We start from the raw sequence: 17,416 nt of genomic DNA, 5'->3' as shown, positions 1-17,416 counted from the left end.
CGCGTCGACAGCTTCACAGTGAATTGTGAATAAGTGGTCGTTCTCCTGACGATCGCCCTGGCTGATTCAACCTAGAGTCGAAAGGTCAGTGCCCGCCCTATTCAGCGACGGAGACGGACCCATGACTTCCGCCGATTCCCTTTCCCAGGACCTTTCCCGGGGCCTTCACCAGGACCCTTCCGAGGCCCCCTCCTGCCCCTACCTCGCCTCCGCGTTCACCTCGCGGCGCCTCGACCTCGACCCGGTCTACGCCCGGCTGCGGAAGGAGGAGCCCATCAGCCGGGTCACCATGCCGCACGGCGGTGACGCCTGGCTGGTGACCCGTTACAACGACGTGCGCGCGGCGCTCGCCGACCCACGGCTCAGCCGCGCCGCGACCGTCGGCAAGGACGTGCCCCGCTCCAGCCCGCTCATCCAGCACCCCGAGTCGCTGCTGAGCATGGACCCGCCGGAACACACCCGCCTGCGCCGCCTCGCCGCCAAGGCGTTCAGCGTGCGCCAGGTCGAGGCCGTACGCCCCAGGGTCCAGGCCATCGTCGAGGGCCTCGTCGACGACCTGGAGGCGACCGGGCGGCCCGCCGACCTGGCGAGCGGACTCGCCTGGCCCATGGGCATCACCGTGATCTGCGAGACCTTCGGCGTCCCCGAGGAGGACCGGGCCGCCTTCCGTGCCTGGACCGACACGATGATGGCCCTCACCGTGGCCGACCCCACCGACATCCAGGCCGCGCGCGCCGGTCTCGACGCGTATCTGCGCGACCTGATAGCCCGGCGGATCGCCGCGCCCGGCGACGACCTCCTCAGCCGGCTGGTCACCGCGCGCGAGGGCCGCGACCAGCTCACCGAGGCCGAACTGGCCATCTTCGCCGTCGACCTGCTCACCGCCGGCCACGAGACCACCGCCAACCAGACCGGCAACTTCCTCTACACCCTCCTGTCGAGGCCCGCCCTCTGGGACAGCCTCGTCGCGAACCCGGACCTCGTGCCCGGCGCCGTAGAGGAACTGCTGCGCATCACCCCGCTCGCGACGAGCGTCGCCCCCTTCTCCCGTATCGCCGTCGAGGACGTCGAGATCGGCGGCGAGCTGATCCGCGCAGGTGACGCGGTCGTCGCCCAGAACGACTCCGCCAACCGGGACGAGTCGGTCTTCGAGCGGCCCGAGGAGATCGACTTCACCCGCACCCACAACCCGCACCTCGCCTTCGGCCACGGCGCCCACCACTGCCCGGCCGCCCCCCTCGCTCGCCTCGAACTACGCACCGCCGTCGCCACGCTGGTGCGCAGGCTCCCCGGACTGCGCCTGGCCGTGCCGGTGGACGAGGTCGTGTGGCAGAGCAACCGTGTGATGCGCGGGGTGAAGGAACTGCCCGTGACCTGGTGACCACGACAACAGGCGACGGCGCGACTCCCCTCCCGCACGAGGGGGGCCGCGCCGTCGCGGTGGAGGGCCGGCGCCGGACCCGTCGGCGCCGGCCCGGCTGTCAGCGGAACGCCGCCGCGTGCTCCCGCGCCCACTGTGCGAACGGCGCCGCGGCCCGGCCCAGGACGCGCTCCGCGTCGGGCAGCGGTGTCCCCGGACGGCCGTCGCGCTTCCGCTGGAAGTCCAGCAGGAGGTCCGCGATCGGTCCCGGCAGCGCCGCCGTCAACTGGGCGCGGTGCTCGGCGCGTTCGACCTGCTCCACCGGGACGGGTACCCCGGAGGCCGTCGCTATCAGTTCCGCCTGCTGCCTCGCCGACAGGGACTCGGGGCCGGTGATCCGCAGTACCTGTCCGCGGTGCGTGTCGTCCAGCAGTGCGCGGGCACCGACCTCGGCGACGTCGTCCTCGTGGACGGGCTCGCTGTACGTCTCCGGGTAGGCGACCCGCAGGCCCTGACCCGCGCGGATCGGGCCGGCCCACTGGAGGGCGTTGGAGGCCAGGGCCCCCGCCCGCAGGAACGTCCAGTCGAGTCCCGAGGCCCGCAGCGCGTCCTCCACGCCCTGGTGGAGTTGGGCGATGGGGCTGTGCTCGGCGCCGTCCTCGTCGATCGCCAGCGACGAGAAGAGGACGACATGTTCGACGCCCGCCTCGGCGGCCTCCCGCGCGAACCGCTCGGCGGTGTCGGGGCGCGCGTACAGGAACACCTTCCGTATCCCGTCGAGCGCCGGGGCGAAGGTCTCCGGATCGCCCAGGTCGAGGCGGACCGGCGGCTCCCCGGACACCGCCCCGGCCGACTCCGGGGCGGCGCTCGCGGCCCGCGCCTTCACGTCGGCCTCGTGCAGCCGGCGCAGCACGGCACCGCCCACCCGCCCGCGTACTCCGGTCACCAGAAAGGTCATGGGGTGCTCCCGTCGTGGCCGGTACGGGACCGGCCGAGGTCGATGGCGTGGTGCGGGTGGTACCGCTTGAAGCCGATGGGGCGGACGCCCGGGGTGGCCCCGGTCGCCCGCAGGGTGGCCCGGCGGGTGGCGCCCGCCAGGAACGCCTCGTGGGCCTCGTCGCTCGTCCAGCGCGCGTAGTTGAGGACGCGGCTGCCGTCGGTGCTGGTGTGGAAGTGGGCGCTGAGCATGCCCCGGAGCTGCTCGGCGGGGGCCTCGCCGAGCGCGCCGACGATGGACTCGATGATCCGGTCCTGCCGCTCGGCGCCGTCCACGTCGAAGCTCGCCACCACCGCGCACCCCGGCGGCCGCGCCGACGTCGCGAGGGTGACGCCGCGGCGCAGCCGGTACTCGACCGGCTCGGCGCGGGCGGCCCCGTGCAACGCCCGGACGAAGGGCCGGTAGGCGTTCGGATCCCGCGCCTGCACATAGGTGAGGACGGTGTCGTCGTCGGTGCTGAGGTAGGAGTGGAAGGCGATCAGGCCGTCCGGCGGGGCGGCGGTACGCCACTGCTCGGCGACCTCGTCGAGCAGCCGCGTACCCTCGGCCCGCCCCGCCACGTACCACTGCGTCACGAACACCGCGTGCGCGTCCGGGCGATCCAGATCAGGATCCAGGCCGGCAGGGGCGAGCGGTGTGTCACGTCCCATAGGGGCGCTCCGTGCGTGCCGTCCGCAGCGCCCGTCCCCACCAGTCGAGCTGGTCGAGCAGGGTGACCGCCGCCGCGTCCGCCGCCTTGTCGTCGAGGATCCGCCCGTCGGCGTCGAGCCGCTCCCACGCGGTGTGGAAGCTGACCGTCTCGCGTACCGTCACGGCGTGGAGTTCGGCGAAGACCTGCCGCAGCTGCTCCACGGCGCGCAGCCCGCCCGCCAGGCCCCCGTAGGAGACGAAGCCGACGGGCTTGGCCGCCCATTCGGTGAGGAACCAGTCGAGGACGTTCTTCAGCGAGGCCGGGAAGCTGTGGTTGTACTCGGGCGTCACCACCACGAAGGCGTCCGCCCGCTCCAGGACGGAGCGCAGGGCGTCGCGGACGGCGGCCGTGTCGGCCGGCGGCTCCTGGCCGGGCTCGGGCAGCGTCAGCGGCAGCGGTACGTCCCGCAGGTCGACGGTCTCGACGGCCAGGCCGGGCCGGGCCTGGGCCCGGGTGGTGAACCAGTCGGCGAGGGCGGGTCCGAGCCGCCCGTCACGGACGCTGGCCGTGATGACGGCCACGGTGAGCGGGGAGCCCGGGGAATTGGGGGAGTTGGAGGGGTGCGGGGTGGTCATGGGCGGGCCTTTCGGGAGGACGGGAGGAGTGGGGGCAGGGCCGCCGCCAGGCCGACGGCGGCGGCGACGGTCAGCAGGGCGAAGGCGGGCCGCCCGCCGTGCCCGGTGGCGACGAGCGCGCCGGTCGCGGGCAGCAGCACCACGGCGCCGAGCTGCACGGCGGCCTGATAGGCGCGGACGACCGCCGGCCGGTCCGCGGCCGGACCGGCCGACGCGGCCCGCATGTTGAGGGCCGCGAAGGACAGGACGAAGCCCGCGCCGACGAGCAGGAGCACCGGCAGGACCCCGGTGGCGTACGGGGAGAGGTTGGGCCGGACCAGGAGCAGGGCGTATCCGGCGAGCGGCGCGGCGGCGCCGAGCGCGATCAGCCGCCCGGGGTCCCAGCGGGCCGTCGTCCGCGCGGCGAACGGCACCGTCACGGCGAGCGGCACACAGGCGGGCAGCAGCGCCAGCGTGTTGAGCCACGGGGACCAGCCCAGCCGCTCCTGGACGTGCAGGGTCACGAGGAGGAGCACGCTGTGATAGGTGCCGTTGAGCGTCGCAGCCCCCACCGCCGTCCGCAGCAGCGTGCCGTTGTGCAGCAGCCGCAGCGCCGACGGGGAGGGCCGGACGGGGGCGCCGGGACCCCCGTCGCGCGGCAGCACCCGCAGCGCCGGCACCAGCACGAGCAGCGCCAGCGGCGCCGGGAACGCCAGGGTCCAGCGCCAGTCGGCCGCCAGCAGCGCCCCCGACAGCAGCAGCCCCGCCGTGAACCCGGCCGCCCCGCACAGCGAGTACACCGACACCGCGCGCTGCCTGAGGGGGCCCTCCGGGAACGCGGTGGCGATGATGGCGAGCCCCGCCGGGGCGGTCAGCGCCGCGCACACCCCCTTCACGACCCGGGTGGCGATGAGCAGGGCCGGATCGTCCAGGAGGCCGCCCGCCACGGACGCCACGGCGAAGCCGAGCATCGCCGCCAGGTAGACCCTGCGCGTGCCGAGCCGCGCCACCAGCCGCGCGCCGGTGAGCAGGGCGGCGGCGAACCCCAGCGCGAAGCCGCTCATCAGCCACTGCACGGTCAGCGGCGACAGACCGAGCTCCGCCCGGATGTCCGGCAGGGCCACCAGGACGACCGAGACCTCGATGGCGTCGAGGATCATGTTGGCCGACAGCACCAGGAGGACCGCCCGGTGCCGCACGTCCCAGCCGTCCCGTGCGGGGGGAGGCCCGGTGGCCTTCGCCGTCGCGCCGCCGCTCACCGGGAGCCGGGGGCGGGGGATCCGGAGTCGGTCCCGGCGGCGAGGAGCGGGGGCAGCTTCTCCGTGATCAGCTCGACGTTCTCGGCGACCAGGTCGTCGGGCATGCCCGCGATGCTCGCCCAGAAGATGAGGTGGCGTACCGGCAGCCCCGCCGTGAGCTGCTTGATCCGGGCGGCGGCGTCCTCGGGGGTGAGGATGTCGAGGAGGCCCCGGGTGTCCGTGGCGTCCGGGTCGCGCAGGTCCTCCAGGGTCAGCGGCGGGGGGCCTTCGAGGCCGGTGCCCTGGAGGGCGCCCTGCCGGTAGGAGTTGACCTGGTGCAGCAGGTGCGGGCCGACCCGTTCCCAGGCCGCCTCCGGGTCGCTGGAGAGGATGATCGGCAGCAGGTCGGAGACGCGGGCCGTCTCGGGCGGGTGCCCGCCCTCCTCCAGCCCCTTCAGGTAGTGCTCGTGGACGGTGGGGTTGATGTGGAGCAGGCCGAGGCCGAGCCGTCCGGCGATGCGGGCGCCGCGCGGCCCGTAGAAGCCGCCCCAGACCGGCGGCGGGTCCTGGATCGGGGCCGGGGTGATCTCCCGCTCCCGCCACAGCCGCAGGATCTCGGCGATGTTCCGCTCGGTGTGCTGGAAGCGGCGCCCGAACTCGGCGTCGTACAGCGCGTATTCGGGCCGCCGGTAGCCGGCCCCGAGGCCGAGTTCGAGCCGTCCGCCGCTGATCAGGTCGACCAGGGCGGCCTGTTCGGCGAGGTCCACCGGGTGGTGCAGCGCCGGCAGCACGACGGAGGTGCCGATCCTGGCCCGGCGGGTCCGGGCCGCGACCGCGGCGGCGAAGGTCAGCGGCTGCGGTAGGTAGCCGTCCTCGAAGAGGTGGTGCTCGGTGAACCAGAGCCCGCCGACACCGCGCCGGTCGGCCTCCTCGCACAGCTCCAGGGTCTGCGCGTAGTGGTCGGCCCAGGGGCGGTGCCACGCGTCGGGGTTGCGCAGGTCGAAGAGGAGTCCGACGTCCACGGTGTGCTGTTCCTCCGGTGCGTGCGGGGTCGGCGGCGTCATCCGAGGAGGGTCCCGCCGCTGGCGTCGACGAAGGACCCGGTGATCCAGCGGGCCTCGTCGGTGGCGAGGAAGGTGACGACGTCGGCGACGTCGCCGGCCTCGCCGACCCGGTGGAAGGCGGAGAGCGCCGCCATCTGCTCGACCGCCTCGGGGATGTCGAAGACGGCGCTGCCGTTGTCGGTGATGCCGGGCGCCACGCTGTTGATGGTGATGCCGCGCGGGGCGAGCTGCCGGGCCAGGTGCAGGGTGAGCTGCTCGATCGCGCCCTTCGTCATCGCGTACGCGACCTGGTCGGGGTTGGCGACCCGGGTGAGGCCGGACGAGATGTTGATGACGCGCCCGCCCTCGGGGATCTGCGGCAGCGCCCGCTGGAGGAGGAAGTACGGGGCGCGGGCGTTGACGGCGAAGAAGCGGTCGAACTGCTCCGGGGTGACGTCCTCGAAGGCGACGCCGCTCTGGCTGGTCTCGCCGGCGTTGTTGACGACGATGTCCAGCGTCGTCGTGCCGGTACGTTCCTTCAGCGCCTCCTCCAGGCCGAGGAAGAGCGTGTGGACGTCGCCGGGGACGCCGAGCTCGGCCCGGACGGTGAAGCCGCGCCCGCCGTCCTTCTCGATGAGCCGCAGGGTCTCCTCCGCCGCGGCCTCGTTCCCCGCGTAGTGGACGGCGACGAGCGCGCCCTCGCGGGCCAGGCGGACGGCGATGGCGCGGCCGATGCCGCGACTGGAGCCGGTGACGAGCGCGGTCTTGCCGGTGAGCCGGGTCATGCGGCAACTCCTCTGGTGGTAGGGGTGCTTGGTGTCTCGGTGGCGGTGTCGGGCTCGTGGTCGACGCCGCTGATGATGCGGGCGAGGTAGCCGGCGGCCGAGTCGAGGTGGAGCAGCTCGGCCATGACGCTCCGCAGCCCCTCCACCTCCGGCCCGCCCAGGAGCAGCCGGGACTGCGCCCGGATGCCGGTGAGGGTGCGGGCGCCGACGCGGTGGCGCAGCCGTTCGTACTCCTCCAGGCCCGCGCCGGGCGTGCGGCCGGTGAGGTGGCCGGCGAGCCGGTGGCCGAGCGCCGCCGCGTCCTGGAGGCCGAGGTTGAGGGCCTGCCCGCCGACGGGCATCTGCACATGGGCCGCGTCGCCCGCGAGGACCACCCGGCCCTTGACGTACCGGGCGGCCTGCCGGCTGGTGTCGTCGAAGGCGTCGAGCCAGAGCGGGGTGCCGTGGCCGATGGACTCGCCGGTGACCTGCGCCCAGGCGTCGGCGACCTCGTCGAACGAGGGCGGACCGGTCCGGGGCGCGGGGGTGGAGCCGTGGACGTGCACCATGATCCGGGTGGTGCCGTCGGGCCAGCGGTGGGCGGTGGCCAGCCCGTTGGGCCGGCGCTCGAAGCGCCGGTTGGGCACGCCGATGCCCGCCACGTCCGCGCGGAGCATCTCCAGCGTCGGATCGTCGCCGGGGAAGTCGAAGCCGGCGAGCTGGCGCACGGTGCTGCGCTCGCCGTCGCAGCCGACGACGTACGAGGCGGCGAACCGCCGTGGCCCAGAACCGAGTTCGATGCCGCTGACGACGACCCGGTCCGCGTACTGGCGCAGCCCGGTGACCGCGTGCCCGCGCCGCACCTGGGCGCCGAGCCCCGTCGCCCAGGCGCCCAGGACCGCCTCAAGGCGTGGCTGCGGGCACTTGAACTGCCCGGCGTACGGGTGCCCGGGCGCGGCGGCCCGCAGGTCGAGCGGGAGGCCGCCGAAGTGGCCTGGCCCGCCGGGCGGCAGCGGGCCGAGCCGGGCCAACAGCCCGCGTTCGGCGAGGAGTTCCATGGTGCGGGTGTGCAGCGTGGAGGCCCGGGACTCGGTGGACGGCGCGGTGAGCTGTTCGAGGACCGTGACGCGTACCCCCGCCCGGCGCAGGTCGCCGGCGAGCAGCAGACCCACCGGACCGGCACCGACCACGATCACGTCGGTCCGCTCCGGCGCGCCGGCGTACGGGGGAGCGGGGCGCGGTAGCGAGGCCATGGGTCAGCGCCGCGCTTCCGCGTACCGCTTGGCGAGGCCCAGGGTGGCGCGGCTGTTCCCGCCGAGCGCCTCCCGGATGAAGGCGCGGGCCTCGGGGACCCCGGCGTCGGCGCCGAGGACCTGGGTGATGGCGTCCCCGTTGAGGATCACCGTGTGCTGCGAGGTGGCGGTGGTGACGCCGTCGGCGTCCTCGGTGAGCTGCCAGTACCCGGTGTGCAGGGCCAGCAGGGCGGGCAGCGTGGTCTGCTTGTAGGCGATCTTGTGGTGGGGGAAGGCGACCCGTACCGACTCGGTGGTGTGGGTGGAGCCGTCCTTGGTACGGGTGTCCATGCGCAGCGTCTGGAGACCGGGCGCGGGCTCGGCGAACTCGACCGAGGCGACGTGGGGGAGCCGTTCGGTCCACCGGTCGGCCTCGTTGAGGAAGTCGAAGACGTCCTTGGCGGCGCCCTCGACGCGGACGCTGTCCTCGAAGGACAGGGTCAGCTCGTCCGCGCGCGAGGCCCGCTCCAGGTTCTCCTTGAGGGCGGGCAGCTCGGCCCGGCTGTTGCGGTCGACGGCCTGGTCGATCCAGGTCAGCGAGTCGGGGTCGTCGTCGATGGCGCGGTAGGTGTGCAGCAGCCGCACCCGCGTGCCGCCGTCGGCGGTCGGCTCCAGGATCCAGGTGCCGGTCATCTCGGCGATCGGCGGCGAGGAGACCTCCTGCCAGAAGCGGATACGGAGCCCCTCGGGGTCGAGGACCCGGCGGGAGGTCCAGTTCTTGGCCTCGCCGTTGGCGGTGGCCCAGATGCGTATCCGTTCCTCGTCGCCGTTCTGCTCCAGGCGGTCGACGTAGACGGACGGCGGGAACAGGCGCGGCCAGTTCTCCACCTCGGCCAGCAGCCGGTACACCTCGGCGGCCGCGGCGCGCACGGTGATCTCGTGTTCGACCTCACGAACGGTCATGGTGAACTCCCGGGAGATTGGAGATTGGAGATTGGATATCTGAGGTTGGAGGTTGGATTTCGGGGGTTGGATTTCGGGGGTTGGATTTCGGGGGTTGGAGGTTGGATATCGGAGGTTGGACATGGGAGACGGGTGACCGGGGGCGGTCAGAAGTTGCCGAGGCCGCCGCAGACGTTCAGGGCCTGCGCCGTGATGGAGGCGGCGGTGTCCGAGGCGAGGTAGCCGACGAGGCCGGCGACCTCCTCCGGGGTGGAGTAGCGGCCGAGCGGGATCTTGGCCTGGAACTTCTGGAGGATCGCGTCCTCGCTGGTGTCGTAGGCGGCGGCGTACCCCTGGCGGACGCGGGCCGCCATCGGCGTCTCGACGTAGCCGGGGCAGACGGCGTTGACGGTGATGCCGGTCGGCGCCAGCTCGTTGCCGAGGGCCTTGGTGAAGCCGACGACGCCGTGCTTGGAGGCGGAGTAGGGGGCGCCGAGGACGACGCCCTGCTTGCCCGCGGTGGAGGCGATGTTGATGATGCGGCCGCGGTCCTTGGCGCGCAGGCCGCCGGCGTTCAGGACCTCGCGGGTGACGCGGAAGACGCTCGTGAGGTTGGTGTCGATGACGTCGTCCCACAGCTCGTCGGCGAGGTCGGCGGTGACGCCGCCGCCGCTGCGGCCGGCGTTGTTGACGAGGACGTCCACGGGCCCGAAGCGCGTCACCGCGGCGCTCACGAACTCCCGGACCTCGTCGGCGGAGCGCACGTCGAGGACGGCGCCGTCGACGTCGAGGCCCTCGGCGCGCAGCTCCTTGACGGTGGCCGTGACGTTCTCGGCGCTGCGCGCGCCGATGAAGACGCGGTGGCCCTGGGTGGCGAGCAGCCGGGCGACGGCGAGGCCGATGCCGCTGGTGGCGCCGGTGACCAGGGCGACGCGGGGGGCGGGGGTGGTCTGCTGGGTCATCTCCGGCTCCCTCAGGCGGCGCTGGCGGCGGACAGGTGGGCGTTGACCGCGTCGACCAGCGCGCCCGGGGTGCGGGCCTCGCCGAGGGTGTCGTCGTCGAGGGTGATGCCCCACTCGCGTTCGATCCGCCCGGCGGTCTCCAGGAGGGCCAGGGACTCGTAGCCGAGCGCGTCGAACTCGGCGTCGCGGATGTCGCCGTCGAGGTCGACGCCCTCGTCGGCGCCGGCCGCCTCGCGCAGCACACGGCGCAGATCGTCGAGGGTGAAGGGGTTCGTGGACATGGGGATGGCCTCTCGTAGGACGTTGCGTAGGGCGTTGACTAGGACGTTGCGTGGGAAGGCGCGGAGGGTCGGGATCGGCGCTCAGCGGTCCACCGCGCGGACCACGAGCGCGGAGTTGAAGCCGCCCTGGCCGCGGGCCAGGACGAGCGCGGTACGCAGCCGGGCCTCGCGCGGCGCGCCGGTGACCAGGTCGAGGGCGTGGGAGGGGTCGGGCCGGGTGGCCACGGTCGGCGGGATGACCCCGTCGCGCAGGGCGAGCAGCGCGGCGGCCAGGTCGAGCGGCGCCGCACCGGAGTAGAGCCGGCCCGTCATCGTCTTCGGCGCCGTGACCGGGACGCCGCGCGGACCGAACACCTCGGCCAGCGTCCGCGCCTCGATCCGGTCGAGCTCCGGGACGGCGGCGGCGTCCGCGAAGACGACGTCGACGTCACCCGGCGCCGCCCCCGCGTCGGCCAGCGCCAGCTCGATCGCGCGCCGCAGGCCCGGGGCCCGGTCGCTGCCCGGCCGGGGGTCCATCGTCGCCGCGTGACCGGCGATCTCGCCGTACACCCGGGGCGCGCCCCGGCGCCGGGCGTGCTCCTCGTCCTCCACGACCAGCAGCGCGCCGCCCTCGCCCGGCACGTGCCCGGAGGCGTCCTCGTCGAAGGGCAGGTACGCCCGCTCCTGGTCGTCGCTCGTGGTCAGCCGCCCGCCGGCCTGCTGGGCCACCCAGCCCCAGGAGCAGATGGAGGCGTCGACGGCGCCGGAGACCACCAGAGAGGTCCCCTTGCGGACCTGCCGGCGGGCCTGCGCCACCGCGTCCAGACCGCCGGCCTGGTCGCTGACGACGACGCTGCTCGGGCCGCGCAGCTTGTTCCGGATGGAGATCTGGCCGCTGTTGACGGCGTAGAACCAGGCGAAGGACTGGTAGGCGGAGACGTACTGCCCGCCCCGGCTCCACAGCGCCTTCAGCTCGTTCTGCCCGAACTCGAAGCCGCCCGAGTGGCTCGCCGTGATCACACCGGCGGCGTAGTCCGGCAGGTCGTCCGGCGCCACCCCGGCGTCGGCGAGCGCCCAGTCGGCGCTCACCAGCGCCAGCCGGGTCATCCGGTCCGTCTGCGGCAGCAGCCGGCTCGGCAGGTGCTCCCCGGCCTCGAAGCCGCCGATCTCGCCGGCGAGCCGCGACGGGTAGGAGGAGGCGTCGAAGCGTGTGACCTCCCGGATCGCGCTGCGCCCGGCGAGGGTGTTGGACCAGTACTCCTCCAGGCCGAGGCCGTTGGGGGCGGCGACGCCGAGGCCGGTCACCACGGCGCGGGCGCTCATCGCGCGCTCCGGTCGGGGCGGGCGAGGACGACGGCGCTCTGGAAGCCGCCGAAGCCGCTGCCGACCGAGAGGACGGCGTCGACGAGCTGGTCGCGCGCGGTCAGCGGCACGTAGTCCAGGTCGCACTCGGAGTCGGGGGTGTGGAGGTTCGCCGTCGGCGGGACGACGTGGTGCTCCATGGCGAGCGCCGAGGCGGCGATCTCGATGGAGCCGATGGCGCCGAGCGAGTGCCCGACCATCGACTTGATGGAGCTGACGGGGGTGCGGTAGGCGTGCTCGCCGAGGCTCGCCTTGAAGGCGGCGGTCTCGTGCCGGTCGTTCTGCTTGGTGCCGGAGCCGTGCGCGTTGATGTAGTCGACGGCGTCGGCGTCGAGCCGGGCCTCGTCCAGGGCCACCCGGATCGCCTCGGCCATCTCCCGGCCGTCGGGGCGCAGGCCCGTCATGTGGAAGGCGTTCGAGCGGGTGGCGTAGCCGGCGATCTCCGCGTAGACGTGGGCGCCGCGGGCGCGGGCCCGGTCCAGGCGTTCCAGGACGAAGACGGCGCAGCCCTCGCCCAGGACGAAGCCGTTGCGGCTGGCGTCGAAGGGCCGCGAGGCGTGCTCGGGGTCGTCGTTGCGGGCGGTGGTGGCCTTGATGGCGTCGAAGCAGGCCACGGTGATGGGGGAGATGGGGGCGTCGGTCGCGCCGGCCACCATCACGTCCGCGAGGCCGTCGCGGATGACCTCGGCCGCGTAACCGACGGCGTCGAGACCCGAGGTGCAGCCGGTGGAGATGACGGTGCTGGGGCCCTCGGCGCCGACCGCCCAGGCGACCTCGGTGGCGAAGGAGCTGGGGACCAGGAAGTTGTACAGGTGCGGCACCGCGTAGGTGTCGTCCACGACGTCGAGCCGGCCGCCGTCGCTGACCGTGCGGTACTCCTGGTCGAGGCCGGTGGTCGCGCCGACGGCGCTGCCGATGGTGACGCCGGTCCGGGACGGGTCGAGGGCGTCCAGGTCGAGCCCGCTGTCGGCCACGGCCTCCCGGGCGGTGACGATCGCGAACTGCGCGGCCCGGTCCGTGCGCCGGATCTCGTGCGGGGTCAGCCCGGCCAGCTCGGCGTCGAAGTCGACCTCGGCGGCGATCTGGGAGCGGAACGGCGTGGGGTCGAAGAAGGAGATCCGGCGGGTCGCGGTGCGGCCGTCGGTCAGCAGCTGCCAGAAGTTCTTGGTGCCGAGGGAGCCGGGGGCCGTCACCCCGATCCCGGTGATCACGACCCGGCGGTCGTCGGGCCGGGTCACCGGGCGCTCCAGTGGTAGAAGCGGCGGGCCATGGCGTCCGCGGGGGAGCGCCAGGTGGCGGGGTCGTACGCCTCGATGTGCGGCTTCAGGTCGTCGCTGATGGAGACGAACCGCGGGTCGCTCTTGGCGCCCTCGATGCGGCTGCCGCCGTCGGTGTCGTCGAAGTCCTGGAGGTGGAAGTACAGGCCGCGGTAGGCGAAGAGCTGGCGCCTGCGGGTGCCCATCAGGTGGGGCATCTCGGTCGCGTCGAACGCGCCGAAGAGCTGGGCGACCTCGTCGTCCGAGCCGGTGAGCCGGGCGACGATCAGGGTGCTGTGCATCGATACCTCTCTCGGGAGCCGGTGCGGTGCGGAAAGGGTTCTTTGTGGGTGTGGGGTGGGTGGTCAGGCGGGTGTCGGGCGGGGCCCTCGGGTCCGGGCCGCCGCGGGTCCGAACCAGCGGTCCAGGGCGGTGGGCAGGTCGTCGTGGCTGCCGGGCGCCGCCCACGCCACGTAACCGTCGGGCCGCAGGAGCACGGCGGCGCTGCCGTGCGGGACGGGCCCCGGGGGCGTACCGGTCACCACGTCGACGCGGTCGTGCCAGGGGGCGGCCCGGCGGCGCAGCCACGCGTTGTCGTCGAGGTCGAGCAGGACGCCGCGGCCCCGGTGCAGCAGCTCGGCGCTGCCGGTGGCCCGGCCGGCCACGGTCAGGGGCAGCGCGGGCAGCCGGACGCCGAGCAGCGGATGGGTGCCCGCGCCGACGTCGTAGCGGATCTCCACGCCGCTCACCTTCGCGGCCAGGTGCCGGGCCACCTCCTCGTACGAGACGAGCTCGCCCAGCACCTCGCGCAGCGGCCCCACCTCGGCACCGCCGAGGATCAGCAGGCTCTGCGCCTGGGTGTTGGCGAGCAGCCCGCGGCCCACGGCGTGCCGTTCGGAGTGGTACGTGTCGAGGAGCGCGGCGGGCGCCCGCCCCTGGAGGACGGCGGCCAGCTTCCAGCCCAGGTTGACCGAGTCCTGGATGCCGGTGTTCATGCCCTGCCCGCCGGCCGGCAGATGGATGTGGGCGGCGTCGCCGGTCAGGATCACGCGCCCCCGCCGGTACTCGGTGACGAGCCGGGCGGCGTCCGTGAAGGCGCTGACCCACACCGGTTCGCCGTGCGCGATGTCGTGCCCGGTCAGGCGCTTGTAGGTGTCGGCGACCTCCTCGAAGCGGGGCGGGGCGGTACGTCGGCGGGGCGGCGTACCGCGCTCCCCGACGATCAGACGGTGGACGCCGTCGCCCAGCGGCGCGGACATGACCATGCCGCCGGGGACCAGCTCGCCGATGCCCCGGGGCGGCACCTCCACCGCGCGCACGTCGGCGAGGAGGAGCTCGGTGGTCGCCTCCGTACCGGGGAAGTCGAATCCGGCCTCCTTGCGGACCGCGCTGCGGCCGCCGTCCGCGCCGACGAGGTACCGCGCGGCCAGGGTCAGCGGCCCGTCCGGGCCCTCGGCGCGCACCCGGACGCCGTCGGCGTCCTCCTCGAAGCCGAGGAAGGCGTGACCGCGCCGGACGTCCGCGCCGAGCCCGCGGGCCCAGGACTCCAGCACGCTCTCGGTGAGCGACTGCGGGACGGCCTTGGCCGCCTGGTGCGCGCCGTCCAGGACGCCGAAGTCCAGCGGGATGCCGCCGAAGTGGCCCTGCGGGCTCGTCACCGGGTCGCCGAAGCGGGGCAGCAGCCCGCGCTGGTCGAACGTCTCCATCGTGCGGATCGTCAGTCCCAGCCCGCGCGACTCGCCGGTGGGCGCGGCCAGCCGCTCCAGCACCACGACACCGACGCCGGCCAGCCGCAGCTCCCCGGCCAGGGCCAGACCGGCCGGCCCCGCCCCCACGACGACGACGGACACGTCCATACGGCTCTCCTCTCACGACTTTCGTGCGACCGGTCTTCGATATTCCGGCCGTTCCCCGCGGTCTGCCGCCTTTTCGGGCGGCCCGTCGAACGGCCATGAATATCGTCGGCCCGGCCGTCCGGCGTTTTCAACCCGTGAATCTCAGGACCGGCAAAAGGAGTTGTGAAGCGAGAGTCAACCCGGCGGGCCCCGCAAAGAAATCGACAAGCGAATGTCAGAGGAACGGCAAATCTGCCGGACCGGGCCGGGCCGGCAGCGTCCAACTGCCCTGCCTGTGACCCCGGTCACTGCCAGAAACCCAAGGTGTGCCTAGCCTCGGCACCTGTCCCCGAACAGGTCGCGGAGCGCCATCGACGTCGCTCCCCGTCCTCTTTACAGGCTTGTGAATTGTCCGAGCCCGGGGTTGTGACGACACGCCAGACACTGCCAGGCTGCGAACTCGTACGGCCACGGCATGGAACCGGGGGAATTGATGCATGCACTGGTGGTCGATTCCGACCTGGCCGAGAGCTCATTCATCAGCGACGAGCTGAAACGCCATGGATTCGACGCGATGAAATGCGTGACAGGGGCCGAAGCCCTGGATATGCATGAAGAATTCGATCTACTCCTCCTCGACCTGCGGTTACCCGACATCGACGGTCTGGAGGTGTGCCGGGCCGTGCGCGCCACGAGCGACATCCCGCTCATCGCCTTCGCCTCCGCCGACCGCGGACTCGACCGCGTCCTCTGCCTCCAGGCCGGTGCGGACGACTGCCTCGCCAAGCCCTACGGGCCGCGCGAACTCATCGCCCGCATCGAGGCGGTGCTCCGCAGGACCCGCCCCGCGCGGGCGGCCTCCCGCCGGACGTCGGCCGTGCTGGCGCGCGGCTCGCTGTGCATCGACCCCGCGACCCGGGAAGTACGGCTCAACGGGCGCCTGATCAAGCTCACCCGCAAGGAGTTCGACCTGCTGCACCGCCTGGCCGCCGAGCCGCACACCGTGCACTCCCGCGCCCGCCTCATGGCCGACCTGTGGGGCTACCGCGAGGGCTACGCCCCCGACGCCCGGGCCAGCCGCACCATCGACACCCATGTCAGCGCCATCCGGACCAAGTTGGGGGCCCCGGACTGGATCGTCACCGTGCGCGGCGTCGGCTTCCGCTTCGGCCGCACCTGACGCCGGTGGCCTCGTAACCCCTCTCTCTTTTCACCACACGCACTCTTCTCATCACCCGCACGACAGGAGTCACCCCGCCATGCCCGCCACCCGCACCCAGACCCCTCCCCGCACCCCCGCGGAGCCCAGACGTCACGCCGCCGTCGCCTCCGTGCTCCTCCTCGCACTGCCGCTCACCGCCTGCACCGCCGCCGGCTCCGACGGCGAGGGGGGCGCGGGCTCCCGCTCCGGAGGCACCCTCACCTTCGCCCTCTCCTCCGACCCCACCTGCGTCGACCCGCACCAGGCCGCCACCAACGACGCGATGTACGTGACCCGGGGCATCGTCGACTCGCTCACCGACCAGGACCCGAAGACCGGGAAGATCGTGCCCTGGCTCGCGAGCTCCTGGGAGGTCGGGAAGGACGCCTCCCGGTTCACCTTCAAGCTGCGCGCCGACGCCACCTTCAGCGACAAGACCCCTCTCGACGCGAAGGCGGTGAAGGCCAACTTCGACGCCATCCACGCCCTCGGCGCCCGCTCGATCCTCGGGGCGGGCTTCCTCCAGGGCTACAAGGCCACCCGGGTCGTCGACGCGCACACCGTCGAGATCAGCTTCGACGGCCCCAACGCCCAGTTCCTCCAGGCCACTTCCACTCCCACCCTGGGCCTCCTCAGCCCCGCCTCCCTGCGCCGCACCGCCGAGCAGCGCTGCACCGGCCCCCTCGTCGGCTCGGGCCCCTTCACCCTGACGAGCTACACCCCCGACACCTCCGTCGAACTCGACCGCCGCGACGACTACGCCTGGGGCTCACCCCTCTGGAAGCGCCCCGGCGCGGCCCGCCTCGACGGCATCACCTTCCGGGTCGTGCCCGAGTCCGGCGTCCGCTCCGGCAGCCTCACCTCCGGCCAGATCGACGCCTTCGCCGGTGTGGCGCCCCAGGACGAGGCCCTCCTCAAGGGGCAGCAGGTCTCCGTCGTCGGCCGCTCCAGCCCCGGCGTGCCCGTGGCGCTCAGCGCCAACACCGCGAGCCCGGTCGCCAAGGACCTCGCCGTCCGCCGCGCCCTCCAGGCCGCCGTCGACCGCGACGAGGTCGTCGACACCGTCCTCAGCTCCAGCTACCGCCCGGCCACCAGCTCCCTCGCCGAGACCACCGACGCCTACCACGACAACCGGGCCCTCCTCACCCACGACGTCGACCGCGCCAAGTCCCTTCTGGAAGAGGCTGGTTGGCGCGCCGGAGACGACGGGATACGCGTCAAGGACGGACGCCGGCTCGAACTCAAGGTCATCCTCGGCACCAACTTCGGCCCCAACCAGTCCGCGCTCGAACTGATCCAGCAGCAGGTCAAGAAGGCCGGCATCCAGCTCACCCTGAGCGTCCTGTCCGTCGCCGACTACCAGAAGGCCAGGGGTGCCGGCGACTACGACCTCGCGTGGGGCAACGGCACCCGCACCGACCCCGACATCCTGCGCACCGCGTTCTCCTCGAAGCTGCTCAACCTCTCCCGCATCGACGACGCCACGCTCCAGCGCGACCTCGACGCCCAGGCCGCCGAGACCGACCCCGCCCGCCGCGCCGCCCACGTCGCCGCCGCGCAGCGCCGCATCCTCGAACAGGGCTACCAGATCCCGGTGTTCGAGATGACCAGCGTCTTCGCGGTCTCCAAGAAGGTGCGCGACCTGACCTTCGACTCCTCCTCCCGCCTCCAGTTCCACGACACGTGGCTGTCGTGACCGCCCACCACCGGCCCGTACGC

Annotated in this window: 17 protein-coding genes; 3 read left to right on the top strand and 14 right to left on the bottom strand. The window is 73.5% G+C overall.

The annotated features are described in order from the left end of the window. Positions 1-121 precede the first annotated feature (121 nt). Positions 122-1,381, top strand: a complete 1,260-nt coding sequence (locus tag ACFXMG_RS12740; RefSeq protein ID WP_383817025.1) for a cytochrome P450 — start codon at positions 122-124, stop codon at positions 1,379-1,381. Positions 1,382-1,481: 100 nt separating this feature from the next. Here ACFXMG_RS12740 and ACFXMG_RS12735 read toward each other — a convergent pair whose 3' ends face one another. From ACFXMG_RS12735 to ACFXMG_RS12670, 14 genes are all read right to left on the bottom strand, one after another. After that, a complete protein-coding gene (locus ACFXMG_RS12735) occupies positions 1,482-2,318 on the bottom strand; it encodes an NAD(P)H-binding protein (protein ID WP_383817022.1) in 837 nt (278 codons plus the stop codon). Further along, the gene (locus ACFXMG_RS12730) at positions 2,315-3,007 is read right to left on the bottom strand and encodes an antibiotic biosynthesis monooxygenase (protein ID WP_383817020.1); all 693 of its coding nucleotides are present in this window, start codon (positions 3,005-3,007) and stop codon (positions 2,315-2,317) included. The genes ACFXMG_RS12735 and ACFXMG_RS12730 overlap by 4 nt, the downstream gene beginning before the upstream one ends. Next, positions 2,997-3,623, bottom strand: a complete 627-nt coding sequence (locus ACFXMG_RS12725; protein WP_383817017.1) for an NADPH-dependent FMN reductase — start codon at positions 3,621-3,623, stop codon at positions 2,997-2,999. The genes ACFXMG_RS12730 and ACFXMG_RS12725 overlap by 11 nt, the downstream gene beginning before the upstream one ends. Further along, complete coding sequence (locus ACFXMG_RS12720; protein WP_384338726.1) at positions 3,620-4,801, bottom strand: MFS transporter; 1,182 nt, start codon at positions 4,799-4,801, stop codon at positions 3,620-3,622. Before ACFXMG_RS12720 ends, ACFXMG_RS12725 begins: the two co-directional genes overlap by 4 nt. A gap of 56 nt (positions 4,802-4,857) precedes the next feature. Then, positions 4,858-5,904 carry an LLM class flavin-dependent oxidoreductase gene (locus ACFXMG_RS12715; protein ID WP_383817011.1) on the bottom strand — a complete coding sequence of 349 codons (1,047 nt, stop codon included), beginning with the start codon at positions 5,902-5,904 and terminating at the stop codon, positions 4,858-4,860. Further along, on the bottom strand, positions 5,901-6,668 hold the full coding sequence (locus ACFXMG_RS12710) for an SDR family NAD(P)-dependent oxidoreductase (protein WP_383817008.1): 768 nt from the start codon (positions 6,666-6,668) through the stop codon (positions 5,901-5,903). Before ACFXMG_RS12710 ends, ACFXMG_RS12715 begins: the two co-directional genes overlap by 4 nt. Continuing rightward, entirely contained in the window at positions 6,665-7,900 is a 1,236-nt protein-coding gene (locus tag ACFXMG_RS12705) for an FAD-dependent monooxygenase (RefSeq protein ID WP_383817005.1), read from the bottom strand. Before ACFXMG_RS12705 ends, ACFXMG_RS12710 begins: the two co-directional genes overlap by 4 nt. Before the next feature lie 3 nt (positions 7,901-7,903). Continuing rightward, positions 7,904-8,842 carry an aromatase/cyclase gene (locus ACFXMG_RS12700; protein ID WP_383817003.1) on the bottom strand — a complete coding sequence of 313 codons (939 nt, stop codon included), beginning with the start codon at positions 8,840-8,842 and terminating at the stop codon, positions 7,904-7,906. 146 nt (positions 8,843-8,988) lie between these two features. Next, positions 8,989-9,783, bottom strand: coding sequence for a 3-oxoacyl-ACP reductase FabG (fabG, locus tag ACFXMG_RS12695; protein WP_383817000.1), 795 nt, complete (start codon positions 9,781-9,783; stop codon positions 8,989-8,991). Positions 9,784-9,794: 11 nt separating this feature from the next. Beyond that, positions 9,795-10,064 carry an acyl carrier protein gene (locus tag ACFXMG_RS12690; protein WP_383816997.1) on the bottom strand — a complete coding sequence of 90 codons (270 nt, stop codon included), beginning with the start codon at positions 10,062-10,064 and terminating at the stop codon, positions 9,795-9,797. 81 nt (positions 10,065-10,145) lie between these two features. After that, the gene (locus ACFXMG_RS12685) at positions 10,146-11,366 is read right to left on the bottom strand and encodes a ketosynthase chain-length factor (protein ID WP_383816994.1); all 1,221 of its coding nucleotides are present in this window, start codon (positions 11,364-11,366) and stop codon (positions 10,146-10,148) included. Next, a complete protein-coding gene (locus ACFXMG_RS12680) occupies positions 11,363-12,643 on the bottom strand; it encodes a beta-ketoacyl-[acyl-carrier-protein] synthase family protein (RefSeq protein WP_383816992.1) in 1,281 nt (426 codons plus the stop codon). The genes ACFXMG_RS12685 and ACFXMG_RS12680 overlap by 4 nt, the downstream gene beginning before the upstream one ends. Further along, complete coding sequence (locus tag ACFXMG_RS12675) at positions 12,640-12,963, bottom strand: TcmI family type II polyketide cyclase (protein ID WP_383816989.1); 324 nt, start codon at positions 12,961-12,963, stop codon at positions 12,640-12,642. Before ACFXMG_RS12675 ends, ACFXMG_RS12680 begins: the two co-directional genes overlap by 4 nt. Before the next feature lie 63 nt (positions 12,964-13,026). Then, the gene (locus ACFXMG_RS12670) at positions 13,027-14,517 is read right to left on the bottom strand and encodes an FAD-dependent monooxygenase (RefSeq protein WP_383816986.1); all 1,491 of its coding nucleotides are present in this window, start codon (positions 14,515-14,517) and stop codon (positions 13,027-13,029) included. Between the two features lie 454 nt (positions 14,518-14,971). On the opposite strand from ACFXMG_RS12670, the gene ACFXMG_RS12665 reads away from it, so the two are divergent. Then, positions 14,972-15,676: a response regulator transcription factor gene (locus ACFXMG_RS12665; RefSeq protein WP_383816984.1), complete on the top strand. Its 705-nt coding sequence runs from the start codon at positions 14,972-14,974 to the stop codon at positions 15,674-15,676. 79 nt (positions 15,677-15,755) lie between these two features. Beyond that, a complete protein-coding gene (locus tag ACFXMG_RS12660; RefSeq protein ID WP_383816981.1) occupies positions 15,756-17,393 on the top strand; it encodes an ABC transporter substrate-binding protein in 1,638 nt (545 codons plus the stop codon). Positions 17,394-17,416: the final 23 nt, after the last annotated feature.

It is taken from the genome of Streptomyces sp. NPDC059201 (genome assembly GCF_042754585.1).
Lineage (GTDB): Bacteria > Actinomycetota > Actinomycetes > Streptomycetales > Streptomycetaceae > Streptomyces.
This window is presented reverse-complemented; position numbering and strand designations above follow the sequence as displayed.